Here is a 20,370-nt window from a genome sequence, read left to right as displayed (position 1 = left end):
GGCATTGCGCCGGCCCTTCTTCATTGCATCAACGCAGCAACCGCATCAGAACTTCGCGGTGAACTCCACGCCCCAGGTACGCGGCTCGTTGAGGAAGCCGGTCAGGTTGTTGAAGTCGATCGCGCCGACCACGCGGGTCTGGTTGGTCAGGTTGCGGCCGAACACGGCCACGTCGTACTGGCCGTAATCCCAGTTGTAGCCCAGGCGCAGGCCGCCTTCCAGCGAACTACGGCCGCGGAATTCCGGCGACTCGTAGATGAAGAAGTTCACCGCGCTGCGGTAGGCCCAGTCGGTGTAGGCATACAGCTCGCTGCCATCGCTGAGCGGGAAGCCCACGCGCAGGGTCGCGTTGTGGATCCACTTCGGCGCCTGCGGCAGCGGGTTGCCGTTCACCAGCGCATAGGTGCCACCGTTGATGACGGTGGTCGGGTCGTTGATGGTGCAGCCACCGCCGCAGATCGCTACCGCCAGATCCTTGTCCTTGATCTCGGTGTCGTTGTAGCTGCTGCCGAAGGTCAGCAGCACGTTGTCAGCCAGATAGGCTTCCAGGTCCAGCTCCACGCCCTGGCCGATGGTCTTGTCAGCGTTGAGCAGGGTGGCGGTGTTGTTGGTGCCGCCCACCGCGATCAACTGCTGGCCGTCAACGTTGTAGCGGAACACGCTCAGGCCCAGGCGCGCGCGGCGCTCGAACAGGTCGGCCTTGATGCCGGCTTCGTACGAGATCACCTTCTCCGAATCGGCCTGCGACAGGCCCGGCGCGAAGGCCAGGCGGCCCTGGATCGACGGCGCGCGGAAGCCCTTGGCCACGCGGGCGTAAGCATTCACGTTGTCGGTCAGCTTGTACACGCCACTGACATCCCAGCTGACGTCGTTGACGTCGGTGTTGGCCAGGTACGGCCCGCTGACCGGGGTGCCGAACGGAACGGCCTGCAGCACGCTGGCGCTGAAGTCCTTCTTGTCCTGGGTGTAGCGCACGCCGGCACGCAGCTTGAAGCGGTCGGTGACGTCGAAGTCACCCGAGGCGAACACCGCCCACGCCTTGTTGCGCTGGTTCTGCACCACGTGGCCGGTCTGCGGGTTGCCCGGGGTCAGCGAGTCGTAGTTGAAGTTGTTGATGGTCACGTCTTCATCGAAATAGAAGACGCCGGCCTGCCAGTCGAAGCGGCCCCACTCGTTGGACTCGATGCGGAATTCCTGCGTCCACTGGCGATGGTGCGGCAGGCCGTCAGCCGACTCCGAGGAGAATGGAATCAGGCCCGGGCCGTAGTTGCCGGCGCCAAGGAACGCCGCACCGTAGCCACCGTCGATGTCGCCACGGTTGAGCGATTCGGCGGTTTCATAACCGGTGATCGAGTGCAGCGTCACCGAGCCGAGGTTCCACTGCAGGCGCGCGCTGCCGCCCCAGGTCTTCAGGTCGGAGAAGTTGACGCCATCGTTGGCCACCTTGTCGCGATCGAAGTTCTCGACCAGCGAATTGCCACCCTTCTGGATGATGTTGGCGCGGAACAGGCGCGCAGTGCCGTTGAGCTTGCGCTTGTGCAGGTTGAACAGCGCTTCGAAGTCGTCGCCTTCGTACAGGAACTGCACGCGGCCGGCGGCTTCGTCATAGCCTTCGAAGCCGCTGTTGGGGGCACCGACGCGGGTGTTGTCGACCCAGTCGTCGCGGCGCTGGTAGATCGCCGAGACACGTGCCGACCAGCGGTCGGTCAACGGACCGCCGTAGGCGCCCTGCACATTCCAGCTGTTGTAGCTGCCGTAGCCGACGCGGATGTAGCCATCGGCATCCTGCGACGGACGTGCCGAATCGAACTTCACCACGCCGGCCGGCGTGTTGCGGCCGAACAGCGTGCCCTGCGGACCGCGCAGCACTTCCACGTTGGCCAGGTCGAACAGCGGGAAGCCCTTCAGCAGCGGGCTTTCCTGCACCACGTCGTCGTACACCAGCGACACCGGCTGCGAGGCATTGAGGTCGAAGTCGGTGTTGCCCAGGCCGCGGATGTAGAAGCGCGGGAAGGCACGACCGTAGGACGACTCGATGTTGAGGCTGGGCACGCGTGCGGCCAGGAAGCGGATGTCATCGCCGGCCGAGCCGAGCACATCCAGCTTCTCGCCCTGGATCGCGGAGACCGCGACCGGCACGTCCTTGGCGTTCTCGACGCGGCGCTGCGCGGTCACCTGCAGGGCGTCGAGGGCAACCGGATCCTTGGCAGCGGGGGTTTCCTGGGCGGCTGCTACCAGCGGCAGCAGGGCGGAAAGAGCGGCAACGAGGGGGCGCGCGACCGGAAATCGGCCACGGGAAGTGCGGGTCGGGGACATGGCGGTAGGCTGTGTTTGGAGGGGTGGTAAAACGGCGCTACCAGATAATTGTTGCAATACAGCACCTGCCCCGCAAATGCCGGCCGTTCATGGCCGCGCCTCCCGGCGCCCGGTGCACTCGCTAGACTCGGGTTTTCCAGCCCCGCGGAGCCGTCGCAATGACCCAGTGGTACTTCCATGCCTCCGCCCAGGCCGAGCGCGTCGGCCCCCTCGATGACGAGGCCGCGCGCCGCTATGCGCAGGCCAACCCGCGCGCCCTGACCTGGTGCCAGGGCATGAGCGGGTGGACCTCGATTGCCGAGGTGCCCGAACTGCAGTCCGCGGCCCCGGGCATGCCCAACATCCCGCCGCCAGTCCCCGCCGCCGCCAGCGGCCGCGCCGACGACATCGAATTCCGCATCGTCGGCCATGAAATGCAGTTCGTGGAGATCGAGCTCGACCCCGGCGAAAGCGCCATCGCCGAGGCGGGGGCGCTGATGTTCAAGGACGCCACGGTGCAGATGGACACGGTGTTCGGCGCTGCCAACGGCGACCAGGGCGGCTTCATGGGCAAGGTGATGGCCGCCGGCAAGCGCGTGCTGACCGGCGAGAGCCTGTTCGCCACCGTCTACACCCAGAGCGGCCATGGCAAGGGCAGGGTCGCCTTCGCCGCGCCCTACCCCGGCACCGTACTGGCAATGAAGCTGGACCAGCATGGCGGCCGCCTGATCTGCCAGAAGGACAGCTTCCTGGCCGGCGCGCGCGGCGTGCAGATCGGCGTGCAGTTCCAGCGCAAGATCATGACCGGCTTGTTCGGCGGCGAAGGCTTCATCATGCAGAAGCTGGAAGGCGACGGCTGGGTGTTCATCCATGCCGGCGGTTGCGTGGTGGAGCGCGAGCTGGCGGCCGGCGAGCGCCTGGACGTGGATACCGGCTGCGTGGTGGCCTACCATCCGACCGTGGACATGGACGTACGCCGGGTCACTGGCATCAAGAGCATGCTGTTCGGTGGCGAAGGCGTGTTCCTGGCCACGCTCACCGGTCCAGGCAAGGTCTGGCTGCAGTCGCTGCCGTTCTCGCGCCTGGCCGGCCGCATGTGGATGGCCGCGCCGCAGGGCGGCGGCCAGAACCGCGGCGAGGGTTCGGTGCTGGGCGGCCTGGGCCGGATGCTGGACGGCGACAACCGGTTCTGACCGGACCGGTGGTGCCGGCCGCTGGCCGGCAGCCCCATGGACCGTTGCCAGTTTCCCAATGATTGCCGGCCAGCGGCCGGCACTACCTTTATGAATGGGCGATGCTTCCCACCCTGCCCGCCCTGCCATGGCTTCGGTATGCTGGCGCCCTTTCCTGAATCCGGCGCCGCGAGCGCACTGCCGATGAGCCTGTTCCGCCCCCGCATGCTGCTGTCCGTCGCCCTGATCGGCCTGCTGGCCGGCTGCGGTGGCGATCCGGTCCGCCCCACACCGCCGCCGGCACCCACCGTGGTGCCGCAGGCCAAGCCGGTGAAGATCGGCATCGCCCTCGGTGGTGGCGCAGCCAAGGGCTTCGCCCACATCGGCGTGATCAAGATGCTGGAGGCCAATGGCTTCGAGCCGGCCGTGGTGTCCGGCACCAGCGCCGGCAGCGTGGTGGGTGCGCTGTATGCCAGCGGCATGGACGCGTTCCAGATGCAGAGCAAGGCGGTCGCGCTGGACGAAGCCAGCATCCGCGACGTGCGCCTGTTCTCCGGCGGCCTGGTGCAGGGCCAGAAGCTGCAGGACTACGTCAACGAGCAGGTTGCCAACCGTCCTGCCGAGCGCCTGAAGAAGCCGTTCGCCGCCGTCGCCACCCAGCTGGAGACCGGCGAGCGTGCGATCTTCGTGCGCGGCAACGTCGGCCAGGCGGTGCGCGCGTCGAGCAGCATTCCCGGTGTGTTCGAGCCAGTGAAGATCGGCGGTCGCAACTACATCGATGGCGGCGTGGTCAGCCCGGTGCCGGTGGATGCCGCGCGCCAGCTCGGCGCCGACTTCGTGATCGCCGTGGACATCTCCAGCAAGGCCAGCGGCAAGGCGCCGACCGACATGCTGGGCATCGTCAACCAGTCCATCTCGATCATGGGCCAGCGCCTGGGCGAACAGGAACTGGCACGCGCCGACATCGTCATCCGCCCGAAGGTGCTGGACATCGGCGCCGCCGATTTCAGCCAGCGTGGCACCGCAATCCTGGAAGGCGAAAAGGCCGCGATGGCGGCGATGCCGCAGATCCGCGCGAAGATCCAGCAGCTGCAGCGCGCACGTGCCGCGGCGGCCGCACCGGCACCGGTGGCCGCGCCGAAGTGCGAGGAAGCCTCGCGCCTGGGCAAGCTGATAGGCCGCAAGGACAAGTGCTGACCTGAGCCAGCGTGTCGCTGCCAGACAGCGGCGCTCGTGCTAGCGCGCGGGCCGGTAACCGCTGGCCTGCTGCCGCTCGCGCCTGCGCATCTGGCGCGCCTGCTCCTGCAGTGTCGCCGTGTGCTGCAGCTGTTCCATGCCATCGGCCGGCACATGCAGCTGGCGTCGCGCACGGGTCAGCGCCAGATAGACCGCGCGCACCGGGTTGTGCCAGATGCGTCCGCCCTGCCCCGCACTGAAGCAACCGGGCGACAGCGAGACCACGTCGAACTGCAGGTTCTTCGCGTGCTCGGCCAGGCACAGTGCCACCCGCCCTTCAGCGGGCGTGTCCTGGTCATCGAGCGCCTGCAGCAGTGACTGCACCCGATCGGCGGACCCGAACAGTTCAACCAGCGCGCCGTGCCCTTCGTCGGCCTGCGTGGCCAGGAAGCGCTTCCATTCCTGGTCCGATGCGCTGTCGCGGCGCCGGCGCCACGCATCCAGTGGCCGTTGCAGCACGCCGCGCAGCGCACGCAGCGATGCCGGATGCAGGTAGGGCCGCAGCCCGAGCGCGTGCAGCTGTGCCGCATCCAGGGCCAGATCGGCGACGCTGCCATGGATGCGCAGGCCCTCGCTCGGCACCTGCGCCCAGTCGCGGTAATGCAGCACACCGGTGGCGCGGTCGGTGGCACCGACGAACGGCCCACTTTCCTGGCCCAGTCCATCCAGTGCCAGGGTCTGGTTGACCAGGCCCTCGACCTGGTTGCCCTGGCGCACCGACTGGTGCATTTCCAGCACCTTCGACGCCGCCCAGCGCTGCACCGTACCGGTCAGGCACTGGTGCGGATCACCCAGGCTGACCACGCCAGGCGCATGGCCGGCCAGCAACTGCTTCCACGACGGGCTCAGGTCATGCGCCTCGTCCACCAGCAGCATGCCCATGTCCTGCGGGGGGGTGACGCCGCGCAGCGCCAACCACTTGCCGATGTGCGCCGGGCTGAGGCTCAGCAGCGTGCCCCGCTGCAGCTCGGCGTCGAACATGCAGCGCCAGACGTGCTCGGCGGCCGCCATGTACGGCGACACATCGAGCATCGCAGCGGGCACCGAACGGTCGAAATGCTGGAACGCCAAGCCCGGGGCCGACGACGCGCACCAACGGTTGATGGCCTCGAACGCGGTCAGCAGCACCTGCTCCGGGCTGCGCCCACCGATGCCCTGCAGGCCGATGCGGCCGGCAATCTCGCGCGGAGTACGGGTGCTGCGCCGGTAGCTGGCAACGAAGCCACCGGTCTGGCCGCTGCGCGCGGCGTGCTGCGCCACGCGGTTGGCGAACTCGATCTGGGTCAGCAGGCGCACCGCGGTGCTGGCCGGCACGCGGGCGCGGAAAGCTTCCACCTGCCCACGCGAGGGCGCCACGTAGGTGTAGCGGCCCGGCCGCGCCTCCATCAGCGCCAGCACCAGGTGGCCCTTGCCGGTGCCGGCATAGCCATCGAGGTCGATCAGCTCATCGGGGTTGGCGGCGATGGCGCGCAGCACGCGGGCCTGCTCGGAGGTGTACAGGCCATGGTGTTCGACCGACCGCGCATCGTCGGCGACAACCTCATCCTGCGTGGCCTCGTCATCGTCACTGGAAAAGGTGGCGGGAAAGCGGATCTCATGTTCGACCAGGGTTTCCTGGCAGGCCTGCTGCAGGGCCAGGCCCGGGTACTCCCGTGGCGACTGCGCGATGACGTCCTGCAGGATCTCCGCCGGCGCCAGCAGCACGCCGTGGGCGGCCAATGCGGTCAGCCAGGCATCCAGCTCCGGCTGGCCACCGCCACCGGGGCCAGCCAGTTGTGCAGCTGCGCCTTCGTTGCCGGCAAACAACGCGCAGGCATCATGCAGCAGGCGCTCGATCTCGGCTGCTGGATGCAGGCGCGTCCGGCACAGCTGCGCGGCCATCAGTCCGGCCTGCTCCACTGCGGTCGGCGGTGGCGTGCCATGGGCGACGTAGCGCGCCAGCGACTTGCGCTGCAGCGGCAGGAACGTGGTGGTGGGCAGCGGGTGCTGGAGTTCGGACATGCGTGGAACCGGAAAGGAACGCTGCGACGCGCGCAGGGCGGAGATGCTCGGCTACCCGCCCGGCGCCGTCAAATCGCGGCGGCGCGTTTATTCCAGCTGCGACAGCGGCAATGCCTGGAAGCCCTTCACCGTGCGCAGCACGAAGCTGGAATTGGCATCGGCCACGCCGCCGGCATTGAGCAGCCGGTCCAGCAGGAAGTGCGAGAAGTGCTCCAGGTCGCGCACGTAGACGTGCAGCAGGTAGTCCATGTCGCCGGTCAGTGCATGGCAGGCCACCACTTCATCCCAGCCCTGCACGCTGTCCACGAAGTGGCCGATGGCGGCCTGGTCGTGCTTTTCCAGCTGCACGCGCACGAAGGCCTGCAGGCCCAGGCGCAGCTGGCGCGGTTCCAGCCGCGCGCCATAGCCGACGATCACGCCCTCGCTTTCCAGCCGCTGCAGGCGACGCAGGCAGGCCGAGGGTGAGAGGTTCACCCGTGTCGCCAGCTCGGCGTTGGTGGCGCGCCCATCCCGCTGGATTTCAGCCAGCAGACGTATATCCGTGCGATCGAACTGGACTTCTCCGGCCATTGTTGCCCCGCAACATGGTGAGTACGCAAGGATATTGCGCCAACAAGGCCAATCGGCGCAACTTTTGCAACCCTGTTGCGCGCGCCCTGCCCTAGCATCGTGGGTATCCCGTCAAGGAGTGCCCCATGGACCTCGCCCAGCCCCGCCGCGTCGAACACCAGCAGACCGACAAGGGCTACGTGCCGGTGTATACCACCGCGCTCGTCGAGCAGCCGTGGGACACCTACAGCGCCGACGACCACGCCACCTGGAGCACGCTGTACCAGCGCCAGCGCGAACTGCTGGTCGGCCGCGCCTGCCAGGAATTCCTGGATGCACAGGACGAGATGGGCATGAACGCGCACATGATTCCGCGCTTCGACCAGCTCAACGAAGTACTGGGCGCGGCCACCGGCTGGACCCTGGTCGGCGTCGAAGGCCTGCTGCCGGAACTGGATTTCTTCGACCACCTGGCCAACCGCCGATTCCCGGTGACCTGGTGGATCCGTCGCCCGGACCAGATCGATTACATCGCCGAACCGGACCTGTTCCACGATCTGTTCGGCCATGTGCCGCTGCTGATGAACCCGGTGTTCGCCGACTACATGGAGGCGTACGGCCGTGGCGGCGTCAAAGCCCACGCGATCGGCCCGGACGCCCTGCAGAACCTGACCCGCCTGTACTGGTACACGGTGGAGTTCGGCCTGATCGATACACCCGACGGCCTGCGCATCTACGGTGCCGGCATCGTGTCGTCGAAGGGCGAATCGCTGTACTCGCTGGAATCGGCCGCGCCCAACCGCATCGGCTTCGACCTGCAGCGGATCATGCGTACCAAGTACCGCATCGACACCTTCCAGAAGACCTACTTCGTCATCGACAGTTTCGAACAGCTGATGCAGGCGACCTCGCCGGACTTCACCCCGATCTACGCGGCGCTGTCTGATCAGGCGCATCTGCCGGCGGGCGATGTGCAGGGCGATGACCGCGTGTTCCAGAAGGGCACCGGCGAAGGCTGGGCCGACGGTGGCGACGTGTAAGCGCACGGCGCACACCTCTTCGCATTGAAAAGAAAACGGCGCACCTGGATGCGCCGTTTTCGTTGCTGCCTGCCTGCACCGTCACGGCAGTGCAGGCGAGGGCAGGGCGATCAGGCGTCCACGGCCCGGCAGGAACCGCGCACCATCAGCTGCGGATGCACGCTGGTTGCGGTCGGCGCATCCGGCACGTCGGCCTGCACCAGCATCGCCGCTGCCATGCGCCCGATGTCGGACACATGGCGGCGCACCGAGGTCAGCGGCGGCCACAGCCGCGACGCCAGTGGGCTGTCGTCGTAGCTGACGATCGACAACTGCTGCGGCACCGCGATGCCCGCACGCAACGCCACCTGATACACGCCGGCAGCCATTTCGTCGTTGCCGGCAAAGATCGCACTGGGGCGTTGTCCGCCCATCAGCAGCCGTTCGGCGGCATGCACGCCCGACTCGAACGTATCGCCTGCTTCCAGCACGCGTTCACCCGGCAGGGTCAGGCCCACCTGCGCCAGCCGGTCGAGGAAGCCATGGGTGCGCTCGCGTGCGGTACGGCGGTCACCCGGACCGGCAATCACCGCGATGTCGCGGTGGCCGAGCGAGAGCAGGTAGCCCGCTGCCGCGGCTGCACCGTCGCGATCATGGGTGACCACGGCCTGTGCCTCGTCATCCGACACATGCGCGTTGATGCGGACGTAGCGGCATTCAATGCCGTCGAGCATCTCCGTCAACGCAGCTGACTCGGAGGCACGCGGGCCCAGGATCACGCCATGCAGCTTCTGCTGCTGCACGAAGCGCCGCACGCCGTGCGCGCAGTCCGGAGACTGGCTGTCGCAGGGATGCACGACCAGCTCATAGCCGGTGCCGCGCAGCGCTTCCAGCGCGCCATGCTGCAGATCGACGATGCATTGGGCGCCCGGGTCGTCATACACCAGGCCGATCAGGAAGGAGCGGCGGAACGCGAGGCCGCGCGCCAGCGGGTCGGGCACGTAACCGACCTCGCGCATCAACGCCTCGACCTTGTCGCGGGTGTCTTTGCGCACCAGCGGCGAGTTGTTGATGATTCTTGAAACCGTTTTCTTGGAAACTCCCGACAGTCGTGCGATGTCGTTGATCGTGGCAGCCTTGCCCTTCGATGCCGGCAACGCGGCATCGCTAATAATTCGCACTGACATGTATAGAACCAGGTAAGTCGGAGAAGTCTAGCCTTGCGCCCGGTGGGCGCGAAGTTGCGGAATGTCGCAGCGGATGTGGATCGTGTCGTGTTCGACCGGCCCGGCTGCGTGAGGTTCCATTGTGATCGCTCTACTGGATGTGCATCTGAACCGTTCTTCCGCGCGTGTTCACCCTGAATGCGGACGCGACGCGCGCGAACGCCAACATTCCCTTAACCAGGCTCCGCTACAGTCGGGGCATGGACCTGCAGACCTCTCCGTTTCCGGCGTTCCGTGGCCGCGACCGGTTGATCGCCGCAGTCGACGCGGCGATGACCTCCGGTGATGCCGAACGCATCACCGCCGACCTGCAGCTGGCGCTGCGGGAAGCCATCGCGGACAGCCGCATCGAATTGCCCGAGTGCGTGCACCGTCCGGTCAGTGATCATTACGCGCGACGCCCGCTGTACCACAGCCGCGAACACGGCTACAGCGTGATTGCCATGAGCTGGGGCCCAGGGCAGGGCACGCCGCTGCACGACCACGATGCCATGTGGTGTGTGGAGGGAGTGTGGTCAGGCGAACTGGAGATCACCCGCTATGAACTGCTGGAGTGCGCCGGCGAGCGCTGGCGTTTCCGCCGCCACGCCGTGCTGCGCGGGGGCTGCGGCAGTGCCGGCAGCCTGATTCCGCCGCACGAATACCACACCCTGCGCAACGCCAGCGACGAAGCACTGGCGATCTCGGTACACGTGTACGAGGCACAGATGGAGCGCTCGGCGGTGTTCGATCCGCTCGGTGGCGACTGGTACCAGCGCCGCATCCAGGCATTGCAGGCCGACCCGGCCTGAGCCGGGGGCAGGGCGGGGCACCACCAGCACCGTCGTGAGCCACGTGGCATCATGCGCCGCTGCGCTGCCGGACCCGGCGGCGATCCGCGATGCCCGGTCGGGCAAGGAGCAAGACGATGTCCAGCGCTGATCCGCGCCTGCGCGCGCTGTTGAAGCTGGCACCGGTGATTCCGGTGTACACCCCCGAAGATGTGAATGAAGCGGTCGAAGTGGCCCAGGCGCTGTTCCGCGGCGGCCTGCCGGTGATCGAAGTGACGCTGCGCACGCCGCAGGCGCTGGATGCGATCAAGGCGATGGTCGAGGCCGTGCCCGATGCCGTGATCGGCGCCGGCACCGTGCTCAACGCCGCGCAGATGCAGGCAGCCAAGCAGGCCGGTGCGCGTTTCGCGGTGTCCCCCGGTGCCACGCCGACGCTGTATGCCGCCGCGCGTGATGCCGACCTGCCGTACCTGCCTGGTGCCGCCACTGCCTCGGACCTGATCCTGGGCCTGGAGCACGACCACGACACCTTCAAGTTCTTCCCGGCGGTGCAGGCCGGTGGCGCTGCGTTGCTGGCGGCCTGGCACGGCCCGTTCGCCGATATGCGCTTCTGCCCGACCGGCGGCATCAGCGCGCAGACTGCGCCGCAGTTCCTGCACCTGCCCAACGTGCTGTGCGTGGGCGGCTCGTGGCTGACCACCCCGGCGCTGCTGCAGACCCGCGACTGGGATGCGATCGAGCGCCTGGCCCGCGAGGCGTCAGTGCTGGCCAGCTGAACCTGCTGCACGAATCGTCAAAGGTTTGATCGTGATCAAAGCGCCGGCCTCGAGCCGGCGTCATTCTGTGGGCAAGCGCACTACGGAGATCCGAACATGAATTCGACCATGAAGGCCGCCGTGGTGCGTGAGTTCGGCAAGCCACTGGTGATCGAGGAAGTCCAGGTACCGCGCCCGGGGGCGGGCGAAGTACTGGTCAAGATCGAGGCCTGTGGCGTCTGCCACACCGACCTGCACGCCGCCGAGGGCGACTGGCCGGTGAAACCGAACCCGCCGTTCATCCCCGGTCACGAGGGCGTGGGGCACATCGTGGCCGTGGGAGGCGGGGTAGGGCACGTCAAGGAAGGCGACAGGGTCGGCATCCCCTGGTTGTACTCGGCGTGTGGCCATTGCGAACACTGCCTGGGTGGCTGGGAAACGCTGTGCGAGACACAGCGCAACACCGGGTACTCCGTCAACGGCGGCTTCGCCGAGTACGCACTGGCCGATGCCAACTATGTCGGCCTGCTTCCGAAGGAAGTGGGCTTCGTCGAGATCGCGCCGGTGCTGTGCGCCGGCGTGACCGTCTACAAGGGCCTGAAGGTCACCGACACCAGACCCGGTGACTGGGTGGCGATTTCCGGCATCGGTGGCCTGGGCCACATGGCGGTGCAGTACGCCCGCGCGATGGGGCTGAACGTGGCTGCGGTGGATGTGGACGACAACAAGCTGGCATTGGCCCGGCAGCTCGGCGCGCAGATCACCGTCAACGCGCGCACCACCGACCCCGCGGCCTTCCTGAAGAAGGAAATCGGCGGCGCGCACGGTGCGCTGGTCACTGCGGTGTCGCCGAAGGCATTCGAGCAGGCACTGGGCATGGTGCGCCGTGGCGGCACGGTCTCGCTCAACGGCCTGCCGCCGGGCAGCTTCCCGCTGGACATCTTCGGCATGGTGCTCAACGGCATCACCGTGCGTGGCTCGATCGTCGGCACCCGGCTGGACCTGCAGGAGTCGCTGCAGTTCGCTGCCGAAGGCAAGGTCGCGGCCACGGTCAGCACCGACCGCCTGGAAAACATCAACGACGTGTTCGCGCGCATGCATGCGGGCACCATCGAAGGCCGCGTGGTGCTCGACTTCGCCGCCTGACCGCCTGTGCATGGCCGCCGTCGCTCCGTCCCCCTCTCCCACGGACGCGGCGGCCATGCCTATCCCCCGGTTGTGCCGACCGCTGGCCGGCAACGCCAGGCGCTTCGCGCAGCCGTACAATGCGCGCATGCCCGGCCTGCTCAAGACCCTGTTCCTGTCCATCGTCGCCCTGATCGGCGGCGTGCTGTCGCTTGCGCTGGTCAGCAGCGTCGCCAGCTGGCTGCCCCCGCTGCTGGGCATGTCGCCGGGCGACAACAGCGTGCAGTTGGGATGGGACCTGGCCTTCAGTGTGCTGGGCGGCATCGCCGGCATTTCCTTCGCCACCTACTACGCACCGTGCTGGCCGCGTTCGCATGGGTTCTCGATCTGGTCACTGATCACGCTCGGCTGCGGCTACGCGATGTGGACCGCAGGCGCGGATTTCCCGCTGTGGTTCGTCATTTCGCTGCTGGCGTCACTGCCGCTGCAGCTGCTGGCCGGCTGGTGGTTCGGACGCCGCGCGTCGCGCAGCGCAACACAGGCTTAATAATTCCTCCCTAGGCTCGGTGCGCGCCGAACGTCGGCAACGCGACGCAGGGGCCTGCTGCACGGTTATCCGGCAGGCGCGACGCACGTCACCACAGGGAACCGGGGAATCCATCCGATGCGTCACCAGATCCGGGAGGCTGCCGCTGCAGCCCCTCATGCGAAGCGTTTGTCCCGTGCCGTGCACGCCGTGCTGATCGGCAGCCTGGCCGTGCTGCCCGTCGATGCCATGGCCGAAGCTGAAGAGGCCGACGGCGATACCCGTGAACAGCTGCAACAGCTGGACACCGTGACCGTCAGTGGCAGCTACGCGAGGAGCCTGGAGCACGCGGTCGATCTGAAGCGCGCCAACATCGGCTTCTCCGATTCGATCGTCGCCACCGACGTCGCCGATTTCCCCGAGCAGAACCTGGCCGAAGCGCTGCAGCGCATGCCCGGTGTCACCATCGAACGCAACAAGGGGCTGGGCAGCAAGGTCAGCGTGCGTGGCCTGCCCAGCGAATTCACCCTGGTCTCGATCAACAACCTGGCCACGGCCTCCGGCAGTGGCGGTCGCGACGTGCAGTTCGACATCTTCGCCGCCGACGTGGTGCAGACCGTCACGGTGCAGAAGTCGCCGACCGCTGCGGACGAAGAGGGTGGCATCGCCGGTTCGGTCTACATCGAAACCGCCAAGCCGTTCGACTACGCCGAGCCGAAGTTCAGCGCCTCGGCCGAGGCCTCGCACAACTCGATCAACGGCAAGGTCGACCCGAAGATCTCGTTCCTGGCCAGCGATACCTGGGGCGACTGGGGCGGCCTGGTGTCGTTCTCCAAGGCCAAGCGCAGCAACCGCACCGATTCCAACTCCGGCATCAACTTCCGCCCGATGGGCCGCTTCCTCGAAGCATCTGGCTCGCGTTCGTCGCAGGCCGCGGCCGTGCTGGCGCGCGATGCTGGCATCGTGGTGAAGAACCGCATGGACAAGGACGAGACCAGCCGCATCATCTTCCAGGACAAGGTCGGTGATCGTGTCTATCTCAACGAGCAGGACCAGTGGGGCGCGACTGCATCGCTGCAGTTCAAGCCCAGCGAAACGTTCTCGCTGAGTTTCGACGCGATGCTCGGCGGCTACGACACCCATGAGGACGAATACGATGCGGCGGCCTACTCGGCGTCCAGCCGCAGCACGCTGGACCGCATCTACGACTACGACCGCACCACGCTGGGCGACCATGGCATCACCGTGCTCAAGGACGTGGCCTACACCGCCACCCAGCACGAGATCCTCAGCAAGGACCGCAACGCCAACACCGACTATCGCCAGTTCAGCAGCAAGCTGGACTGGAAAGTGGGCGGCTGGGACATCGATGCGCTGGTCGGCTACTCCGGTGCACGCAGGGATTCGGACTACGCCAACCTCAAGCACGTCGCCTATGCGCCATCGCGTACGCGCTGGACCAGCAACGGCGGTGAAACGGTGCCGAGCAGCACCGGCGGTTTCGACATGTACAACGCCGCAGACAAGTACCTGTTCGAGGCGTACGAAACCGAAGTGGAGAAGGTGAAGGACGACAAGTACGCCGCACAGCTCGACCTGCGCAGGCAGATGAATCTGGCGTTCTTCCCGGCATTGAGCGCAGTGCAGTTCGGTGCGCGCTACACCGACAAGACCAAGCAGCGCGAGTTCGGCAGCGGCAAGATCCAGGGCCCTTCTGCCGGCAGTGCAGCGTGGGTGAACAAGCGCACGCTGGCGGACAGCAATCCGATGTGGATCAGCCAGCTGGCACCGGGTGGTGCCTACCGCCCGAGCGATCTGGACTGGCAGCAGATCTCCAATGCCTACGCACGCGCCACCTTCCGCTATCCCGGTTATGCGACACCGCTGGACCCGGGCCAGTATTACGAGGTCAAGGAGAAGACGCTGGCGCTGTATGCCATGGCTGATTTCTACTTCGACATCGGCCACGTACCGGTGTACGCCAATCTCGGCGTGCGGTCGATCGATACCGACGTCGACTCCTCCGGTTTCCATCCGGTGCAGAAGCCCGATGGCAGCAGCGGCTTCACCGCCACGCCGATCTCCAGCAGCGGCGATTACAGCAAGCTGCTGCCCAGCTTCAACATGACCGCCGAGATTGCCGAGGGCCTGGTCTTGCGCGGTGCGGCGTCGGAAACGCTGATGCGTCCGTCGCTGACCGACATCGCCTACCGGCGCACGGTCAGCTGGAGCAGCTTCCGCTTCATGGATGGCAATCCGGCGCTGAAGCCGACCACGGCAAAGCAGTGGGAAATCGGCCTGGAGAAATACCTGCAGAACGGCGGCCTGCTGGCGGCATCGTACTTCTCCAAGAAGATCGACGGCGTGGTGCGGCAGTCGCTGACCGGCATCGTGCCGAACGTCGAGAAGCTCAACGCCAACGGTTCGCTGGATGGCTACTACGACTTCGAGGTGTACCAGCCAGTCAATGCCGATGGTTCGTACAAGGTCAGCGGCGTGGAACTGGTCGCGCAGCTGCCGCTGTCGATGCTGCACCCGGCGCTGGAAGGGTGGGGCATCAATGCCAACTACACGCAGCTGGACAATTCGCTGACCGGCGCATCGGATCTCTCGATCCCGACACCGCCGGAGGGACTGGCCGAAAAGGCGTACAACTTCACCCTGTACTACGAGAACGACCGCTTCAGCGCGCGCGCCTCGTACAACTACAAGGACAAGTACGTCGAGTACATCCATCTCAACATGTACCCGGTCTACCGTGATGCCTACGGCCAGCTGGATGCATCGCTCGGCTTCCGCCTCAACGACACCTGGAAGCTGAACCTGGAAGCGATCAACCTGCTGGATGAAAAGACCAGCGGCTATACGATCGACAAGGCGTTCCCGACCCAGTACGAGTTCTCCGGGCGCCGCGTTACCTTCGGCATCCGCGCGGACTTCTGATCGATGCAAGGGCGGCGCTTGCAGGCGTCGCTGTCCGGTAGTTGCCGGCCGCTGGCCGGCAACTACGACACACCTGAGCGTGTACGCAGAACCCCAGCGTTACTGCAGCAACGGCCTCACCGCCGCCGCCGGAATATGGTCCAGCGCGCGCCAGGCGTCTTCCACCACCGGCCGCGCCTGCGACCAGCTCAGCCGCGACTGCCCACGCATCTGTTCCCAGTGCTCGGCCAGTTCCTCGCAGGTATCGGCAGCGTCGCCACGCGGCCAGTCAGCGGCGTGCGTGGTCAGCGCGAAGGCATACACCGGGCACAGGTCACGCCAGTTGCGGTGGTTCTGCCCGCGACGCTCTTCGTAGTCGCTGAGCATGTACTGCAGGTAGTCCTGCGCCACCGCCTGCGGATCCTCATGGCGTCGCGTGCGGCGCTGCGCGGTGCGCTGGCCGAGCGGATCGAGCAGGGCGTTGAACACGCACGGTGCGGGTCGTTCAAGACGGGGCATGGCCGGCTCCTGCAGCGGGGGCGGGTGGGCAGGAATACGCGCGGTGGCGTTACCAGCGAGTGAGCGAGATGTTCATGACGCCAGATTCGCGGCGGCTTTACCTGCAGGGCGGTGTAGTGGGAGCCCCCGAGTGCAGGTACCAGACCATGAGCCGAGAGACCTCACGAGACCCGCTGCGGGAAAACCACCCGCCCATTCCCGGCGAGCAGCGCGGCAAGCGCGATGCCGACAACGCCGACTACCGCGGCACCGGCGCACCGTTCTTCGACGCCGAGCACGGTGACGACCACCTGCCGGTGAAGCATGTGGCTGAACAGGCCGCCCAGGACCGCAAGGACGGCGGTGACCGCCATCGCGGCGGCCAGGAGAGCCCGCTCAAGCGGCGTGAGCGCAAGCAGCGCGCCAGCGACAATCAGGACGAGGCGCTGGAGGAGACGTTCCCGGCCAGCGACCCGACCTCGCCGTTCGTGCCGGCCAAGGCCCCCGACTGACGGGTAGTGCCGGCCGCTGGCCGGCAACCTCCTGACGTCCTGCACGGCGCGATTCTGGCCAGGGCCCCCGATTTACGGGTAGTGCCGGCCGCTGGCCGGCAACTTCCTGACGTCCTGCACGGCGCGATGCCGGCCAGCGGCTGGCACTACCCCTTCAGCGCCACGACCATTGCAGGCCGACGTTGGCCCGCCGTCCCGGTCCCGGCTCGTAGAAGCGGCCATTGCCGTCATTGACGATCACCGAGCCGATGTAGGCCTGGTCCAGCACATTCTCCAACCGTGCGAAGGCGCGCAGCTCGCCACCCGGCAGCGTCCAGCGACGGCCGGCCTCCAGATGCAGCAGGGCAAAGCCGGGCGCACGTTCGGTCGCCACGTCGTTGACCACGGTATCGCTACTGGCCGAGGCCTCCATCGCCCACTGCCAGTCGGCGGGGGACCACTGCAGCCTGGCGAAGGCCTGCTGGCGCGGTACCCCGGGAAGGCGGCTGCCGGCAGCAACCAGGGTGTTCGAGGTCAGGTACGGCGAACGCACCTCCGCCTGCAGCCAGGTCCACGCCAGCTGCAGCTCCAGCTGCTCGGCCAGCGGCTGTCGGTACTGCAGTTCCACACCCTGGCGGCGGGTGCGGCCGATGTTGCGATAGGTGCTGCGCCCACCAGAATTGCTGGCAACTGCCAGCTCATCGTCGGTATCTGCGCGGAACAGGCTGATATCAAGCTGGGTTCCATCCTGTGCGTGCCACTTGCTGCCTACCTCGAGGCTGCGGCTGCGTGCCGCCGCCAGATCCAGTGCCAATCCCGCCTGGCCGTCGGCGCGATAGCCCAGTTCGTTGAAGGTGGGGGTCTCGAAACCACGTCCCACGGCGGCGTGCAGCCGCCACTGCGGGTTGGCCTCGAAGCTGACGCCTGCCACCGGCGTGGTCGCCTGGTAGCGGCGGCGGCCACTGTCGTCGGGGTTCGCACCGACGATGTAGCGGTCGTCGGACGCGAAGCGCACCGCGCTGTGGCGCACGCCCGCCAGCAACGACCAGCGCGGGCTCCACTGCCACCAGGCCTGGGCGAACTGGTCCACGTTCTGCACCGTGTCGATCTGGTCGCGGCGCAGGCGCCCGCGCACGCCGAGGGCGCTGCCGATGAAGTTCTCGTAGCCGGTGCGGTGCTGGCGCTGGCGGTCTGCGCTGAGCCCGGCCACCAGGTCCAACGGTCGGCAGGCGAGGTCACCATGCCAGCCCCAGCGCGCGTCCAGGCCGCCATAGCCGCCCTCCAGATCGATCACTCCGCCAGCGTGCAGCGGGTTCGCCTGGGCGGTCGGCGGAATCGGCAGGTATTGCGTCACCGTGCGCTGGCCGGCATAGCCCATCAGCTGCCAGCGCTGCGCGCCGGTTTCCCGGGTCCAGCGCAGACCGGCCTGCTGCTGGCGCACCGATTTGCGGGTGTTGTACTGGTGCGCCACGGCGGTGGCCTGGCGCGGATCCGCCGCCACCTGGGCGCGGCTCAGGCCCAGCGGATCCTGCGCATCGGGGGCATCCAGCGCATTGAGCAGCAGCTCCAACCGCCCACCGCCCAGATCACCACCGATGCGCGCATTGAGCGATTCGCGGCGCGCACGGCTGTGGTCGCGCCAGCCATCGGTGCGGAAGTGGTTGGCGGCGATGTTGTAGTCCAACGCTTGGCCGGCACCCTTCAGCTGCGCGCCGACACTGAGCGTGGTGTCGGCGCCGGCGTTCACGCGCAACCGCCACGGGTCGCCGGCCTGGCCCTGCGCGCTCCACACCTGCAGCACGCCGCCGGAGGAATTGCCGTACAGCGCCGAGAACGGCCCGCGCAGCACCTCGATGCGTTCGGCGCCCAACAGGCTGGCGTGCGACAGCTGGCCCTGGCCATCGGGCATGGTCGCCGGCACCCCGTCGATCAACACCCGCACCCCGCGCACCCCGAAGGTGGAGCGCGCACCGAAGCCACGGATCGACAGCTGGGTGTCCTGTGCGAAGTTCTGCCGGTCGCGCGCCAGTAGTCCCGGTACGCCGGCCAGCGCCTCGGACAGCTGTGCGCCGGTGCCGGCACGGCTGGCGTCGATCCAGACCGTGTCCTGGCTGGCCGGCAGCGCGAACGGGCCGATGCCCGGCACCCGTGCAGCCTGCACCTGCACGGCGGGCAGGGCGGTGGGCGCAGGCTCGGCCATGGCCGCCAATGGCGACAGCAGCAGAGCGGACAACGGCAGGCAACGGCGGCGTGCGGCAGGATTCATGATTCAGGTTGATGGATCGGGCGGCAACGCACGCCATGGTACGGGGCGGCAGATGACGATGGCGGCGGCCAGCCCCGGCAGGCTTTGTTACGATGGGCTGTTTCCGGCCCCAAAGCCGTAAGCCGCGTGGCGCAATTCCTCCCCCTTTCCGTCTACCGAACGAGTACCGCCGTGTCCTTCTTTGCAAACGTGGAACTGGTCCCAGGCGACCCGATCCTGGGCCTGACCGAGGCATACAACGCCGACAGCCGCCCGACCAAGGTCAACCTGGGTGTGGGCATCTACTACGACGAGAGCGGCCGCATTCCGCTGCTGCGCGCCGTCAAGCAGATCGAGCAGCAGCTCGCCGCTGAAGCCAAACCGCGCGGCTACCTGCCGATCGATGGCCTGCCGGCGTATACGCAGGCCACGCGCGAGCTGGTGTTCGGCAAGGACTCGCCGCTGCTGGCCGCCGGCCGCGTCACCACCGCACAGACCGTCGGTGGCAGCGGTGCGCTGCGTGTCGGCGCCGACGTGCTGAAGAAGCTGCTGCCGCACGCCACCGTTGCGCTGAGCAACCCCAGCTGGGAAAACCACCGCGCCGTGTTCAGCGCGGCCGGCTTCGAGGTGGTGGACTACACCTACTTCGACCCGACCACCCATGGCGTCAACTTCGACGGCCTGCTGGCCGACCTGGGCAAGCTGGACACCGGCACCGTGGTGCTGCTGCACGCCTGCTGCCATAACCCCACCGGCGCCGACCTCACGGTCACCCAGTGGAGGCAGGTCGCGCAGCTGCTGAAGGAGAAGCAGCTGTTCCCCTTCATCGACATGGCCTACCAGGGCTTCGACAAGGGCATCGAGCAGGACGGCGCCGCCGTGCGCATCATCGCCGAAGCCGGCATCGACAGCTTCATCGTCGCCAACTCGTACTCCAAGTCGTTCTCGCTGTATGGCGAGCGCGTGGGTGCGCTGTCGATGGTGGCGCCGACCGCCGCTGACGCCAAGGCCGTGCAGTCGCAGGTCAAGCGCGTGATCCGCACCATCTACTCCAGCCCGTCCACCCACGGTGCCGCGCTGGTGGCCGGCGTGCTGACCAATCCGGAACTGCGCGCGATGTGGGAGCAGGAGCTGACCGAGATGCGCGAGCGCATCCATGCCCTGCGCCAGGGCCTGGTGGAGAAGCTGGCCGCTGCCGGTGCCCCGCAGTTCGGCTTCATCAACGAACAGGCCGGCATGTTCTCCTACTCCGGTCTGAGCCGTGAGCAGGTCGAACGCCTGCGCGACGAGTTCGGCATCTACGCCGTCGGCACCGGCCGCATCTGCGTGGCCGCGCTGAACCAGAACAACCTGGAATACGTCGCCAAGGCCGTGGCCACCGTCGCCAAGGGCTGAAGCAACGCACCAGTAGCTTGAAGACAAAGGCGCCGAAAGGCGCCTTTGTTTTTGGATCCTGGTTCCTGTAGAGCCGAGCCTGCGCTCGGCTTGCGCGGTATGACGGACGAAGCGCAGCCGAGCGCGGGCTCGGCTCTACAGAGGC

General features: G+C 67.3%; 16 protein-coding genes. 10 read left to right on the top strand and 6 right to left on the bottom strand.

Annotated elements, in window-relative coordinates:
- Window positions 1-45: 45 nt before the first annotated feature.
- The gene (locus tag N5D91_RS14645; RefSeq protein WP_164162959.1) at window positions 46-2,316 is read right to left on the bottom strand and encodes a TonB-dependent receptor; all 2,271 of its coding nucleotides are present in this window, start codon (window positions 2,314-2,316) and stop codon (window positions 46-48) included.
- A gap of 158 nt (window positions 2,317-2,474) precedes the next feature.
- On the opposite strand from N5D91_RS14645, the gene N5D91_RS14640 reads away from it, so the two are divergent.
- The gene (locus tag N5D91_RS14640; protein WP_180854269.1) at window positions 2,475-3,488 is read left to right on the top strand and encodes a TIGR00266 family protein; all 1,014 of its coding nucleotides are present in this window, start codon (window positions 2,475-2,477) and stop codon (window positions 3,486-3,488) included.
- A 183-nt stretch (window positions 3,489-3,671) separates the two neighbouring features.
- A complete protein-coding gene (locus N5D91_RS14635; RefSeq protein ID WP_180854270.1) occupies window positions 3,672-4,664 on the top strand; it encodes a patatin-like phospholipase family protein in 993 nt (330 codons plus the stop codon).
- Window positions 4,665-4,703: 39 nt separating this feature from the next.
- On the opposite strand, the gene N5D91_RS14630 is transcribed toward N5D91_RS14635, so the two are convergent.
- Both N5D91_RS14630 and N5D91_RS14625 read right to left on the bottom strand, forming a co-directional pair.
- The gene (locus N5D91_RS14630; RefSeq protein ID WP_180854271.1) at window positions 4,704-6,704 is read right to left on the bottom strand and encodes a hypothetical protein; all 2,001 of its coding nucleotides are present in this window, start codon (window positions 6,702-6,704) and stop codon (window positions 4,704-4,706) included.
- Window positions 6,705-6,791: 87 nt separating this feature from the next.
- Window positions 6,792-7,274, bottom strand: coding sequence for an Lrp/AsnC family transcriptional regulator (locus N5D91_RS14625; protein ID WP_004153377.1), 483 nt, complete (start codon window positions 7,272-7,274; stop codon window positions 6,792-6,794).
- A gap of 125 nt (window positions 7,275-7,399) precedes the next feature.
- Here N5D91_RS14625 and phhA point away from each other — a divergent pair, with 125 nt between their 5' ends.
- Complete coding sequence (phhA, locus tag N5D91_RS14620; RefSeq protein ID WP_110710638.1) at window positions 7,400-8,293, top strand: phenylalanine 4-monooxygenase; 894 nt, start codon at window positions 7,400-7,402, stop codon at window positions 8,291-8,293.
- Window positions 8,294-8,403: 110 nt separating this feature from the next.
- On the opposite strand, the gene N5D91_RS14615 is transcribed toward phhA, so the two are convergent.
- Complete coding sequence (locus N5D91_RS14615; RefSeq protein WP_049399006.1) at window positions 8,404-9,459, bottom strand: LacI family DNA-binding transcriptional regulator; 1,056 nt, start codon at window positions 9,457-9,459, stop codon at window positions 8,404-8,406.
- A 239-nt stretch (window positions 9,460-9,698) separates the two neighbouring features.
- Here N5D91_RS14615 and N5D91_RS14610 point away from each other — a divergent pair, with 239 nt between their 5' ends.
- The 5 genes from N5D91_RS14610 to N5D91_RS14590 all read left to right on the top strand — a co-directional run bounded on the left by N5D91_RS14610 (window position 9,699) and on the right by N5D91_RS14590 (window position 15,617).
- Window positions 9,699-10,289, top strand: coding sequence for a cysteine dioxygenase family protein (locus N5D91_RS14610; RefSeq protein ID WP_180854272.1), 591 nt, complete (start codon window positions 9,699-9,701; stop codon window positions 10,287-10,289).
- 116 nt (window positions 10,290-10,405) lie between these two features.
- Window positions 10,406-11,044: a bifunctional 4-hydroxy-2-oxoglutarate aldolase/2-dehydro-3-deoxy-phosphogluconate aldolase gene (gene eda / locus N5D91_RS14605; RefSeq protein WP_180854273.1), complete on the top strand. Its 639-nt coding sequence runs from the start codon at window positions 10,406-10,408 to the stop codon at window positions 11,042-11,044.
- A 96-nt stretch (window positions 11,045-11,140) separates the two neighbouring features.
- Window positions 11,141-12,169 (top strand): alcohol dehydrogenase AdhP, encoded by a 1,029-nt coding sequence (gene adhP / locus N5D91_RS14600; RefSeq protein ID WP_180854274.1) that lies wholly within the window; start codon window positions 11,141-11,143, stop codon window positions 12,167-12,169.
- A 127-nt stretch (window positions 12,170-12,296) separates the two neighbouring features.
- On the top strand, window positions 12,297-12,695 hold the full coding sequence (locus N5D91_RS14595) for a hypothetical protein (RefSeq protein ID WP_180854320.1): 399 nt from the start codon (window positions 12,297-12,299) through the stop codon (window positions 12,693-12,695).
- A gap of 117 nt (window positions 12,696-12,812) precedes the next feature.
- Window positions 12,813-15,617, top strand: coding sequence for a TonB-dependent receptor (locus tag N5D91_RS14590; protein ID WP_180854275.1), 2,805 nt, complete (start codon window positions 12,813-12,815; stop codon window positions 15,615-15,617).
- 99 nt (window positions 15,618-15,716) lie between these two features.
- On the opposite strand, the gene N5D91_RS14585 is transcribed toward N5D91_RS14590, so the two are convergent.
- Window positions 15,717-16,115 carry a hypothetical protein gene (locus tag N5D91_RS14585; protein ID WP_180854276.1) on the bottom strand — a complete coding sequence of 133 codons (399 nt, stop codon included), beginning with the start codon at window positions 16,113-16,115 and terminating at the stop codon, window positions 15,717-15,719.
- A 146-nt stretch (window positions 16,116-16,261) separates the two neighbouring features.
- On the opposite strand from N5D91_RS14585, the gene N5D91_RS14580 reads away from it, so the two are divergent.
- A complete protein-coding gene (locus N5D91_RS14580; RefSeq protein WP_180846556.1) occupies window positions 16,262-16,606 on the top strand; it encodes a hypothetical protein in 345 nt (114 codons plus the stop codon).
- Between the two features lie 154 nt (window positions 16,607-16,760).
- Here N5D91_RS14580 and N5D91_RS14575 read toward each other — a convergent pair whose 3' ends face one another.
- A complete protein-coding gene (locus tag N5D91_RS14575; RefSeq protein WP_180854277.1) occupies window positions 16,761-18,851 on the bottom strand; it encodes a TonB-dependent receptor in 2,091 nt (696 codons plus the stop codon).
- Window positions 18,852-19,022: 171 nt separating this feature from the next.
- On the opposite strand from N5D91_RS14575, the gene N5D91_RS14570 reads away from it, so the two are divergent.
- The gene (locus N5D91_RS14570; RefSeq protein ID WP_180854278.1) at window positions 19,023-20,225 is read left to right on the top strand and encodes an amino acid aminotransferase; all 1,203 of its coding nucleotides are present in this window, start codon (window positions 19,023-19,025) and stop codon (window positions 20,223-20,225) included.
- Window positions 20,226-20,370: the final 145 nt, after the last annotated feature.

This window comes from Stenotrophomonas sp. GD03794 (assembly GCF_029842145.1).
Classification (GTDB): Bacteria; Pseudomonadota; Gammaproteobacteria; order Xanthomonadales; family Xanthomonadaceae; genus Stenotrophomonas; species Stenotrophomonas riyadhensis.
The sequence above is the reverse complement of the archived record's forward strand: the minus strand, read 5'-3'. Positions and strand labels throughout refer to the sequence as shown.

Excerpts from the sequence above, each read along its gene's own strand:
- N5D91_RS14590 (WP_180854275.1), top strand. The coding sequence starts at position 12,813 with ATGCGTCACCAGATCCGGGAGGCTGCCGCTGCAGCCCCTCATGCGAAG.
- N5D91_RS14645 (WP_164162959.1), bottom strand. The coding sequence starts at position 2,316 with ATGTCCCCGACCCGCACTTCCCGTGGCCGATTTCCGGTCGCGCGCCCC.
- eda (WP_180854273.1), top strand. The coding sequence starts at position 10,406 with ATGTCCAGCGCTGATCCGCGCCTGCGCGCGCTGTTGAAGCTGGCACCG.
- N5D91_RS14625 (WP_004153377.1), bottom strand. The coding sequence starts at position 7,274 with ATGGCCGGAGAAGTCCAGTTCGATCGCACGGATATACGTCTGCTGGCT.
- N5D91_RS14585 (WP_180854276.1), bottom strand. The coding sequence starts at position 16,115 with ATGCCCCGTCTTGAACGACCCGCACCGTGCGTGTTCAACGCCCTGCTC.
- N5D91_RS14640 (WP_180854269.1), top strand. The coding sequence starts at position 2,475 with ATGACCCAGTGGTACTTCCATGCCTCCGCCCAGGCCGAGCGCGTCGGC.
- N5D91_RS14580 (WP_180846556.1), top strand. The coding sequence starts at position 16,262 with ATGAGCCGAGAGACCTCACGAGACCCGCTGCGGGAAAACCACCCGCCC.
- N5D91_RS14630 (WP_180854271.1), bottom strand. The coding sequence starts at position 6,704 with ATGTCCGAACTCCAGCACCCGCTGCCCACCACCACGTTCCTGCCGCTG.
- N5D91_RS14575 (WP_180854277.1), bottom strand. The coding sequence starts at position 18,851 with ATGAATCCTGCCGCACGCCGCCGTTGCCTGCCGTTGTCCGCTCTGCTG.
- phhA (WP_110710638.1), top strand. The coding sequence starts at position 7,400 with ATGGACCTCGCCCAGCCCCGCCGCGTCGAACACCAGCAGACCGACAAG.
- N5D91_RS14610 (WP_180854272.1), top strand. The coding sequence starts at position 9,699 with ATGGACCTGCAGACCTCTCCGTTTCCGGCGTTCCGTGGCCGCGACCGG.
- N5D91_RS14635 (WP_180854270.1), top strand. The coding sequence starts at position 3,672 with ATGAGCCTGTTCCGCCCCCGCATGCTGCTGTCCGTCGCCCTGATCGGC.
- N5D91_RS14595 (WP_180854320.1), top strand. The coding sequence starts at position 12,297 with ATGCCCGGCCTGCTCAAGACCCTGTTCCTGTCCATCGTCGCCCTGATC.
- N5D91_RS14615 (WP_049399006.1), bottom strand. The coding sequence starts at position 9,459 with ATGTCAGTGCGAATTATTAGCGATGCCGCGTTGCCGGCATCGAAGGGC.
- adhP (WP_180854274.1), top strand. The coding sequence starts at position 11,141 with ATGAATTCGACCATGAAGGCCGCCGTGGTGCGTGAGTTCGGCAAGCCA.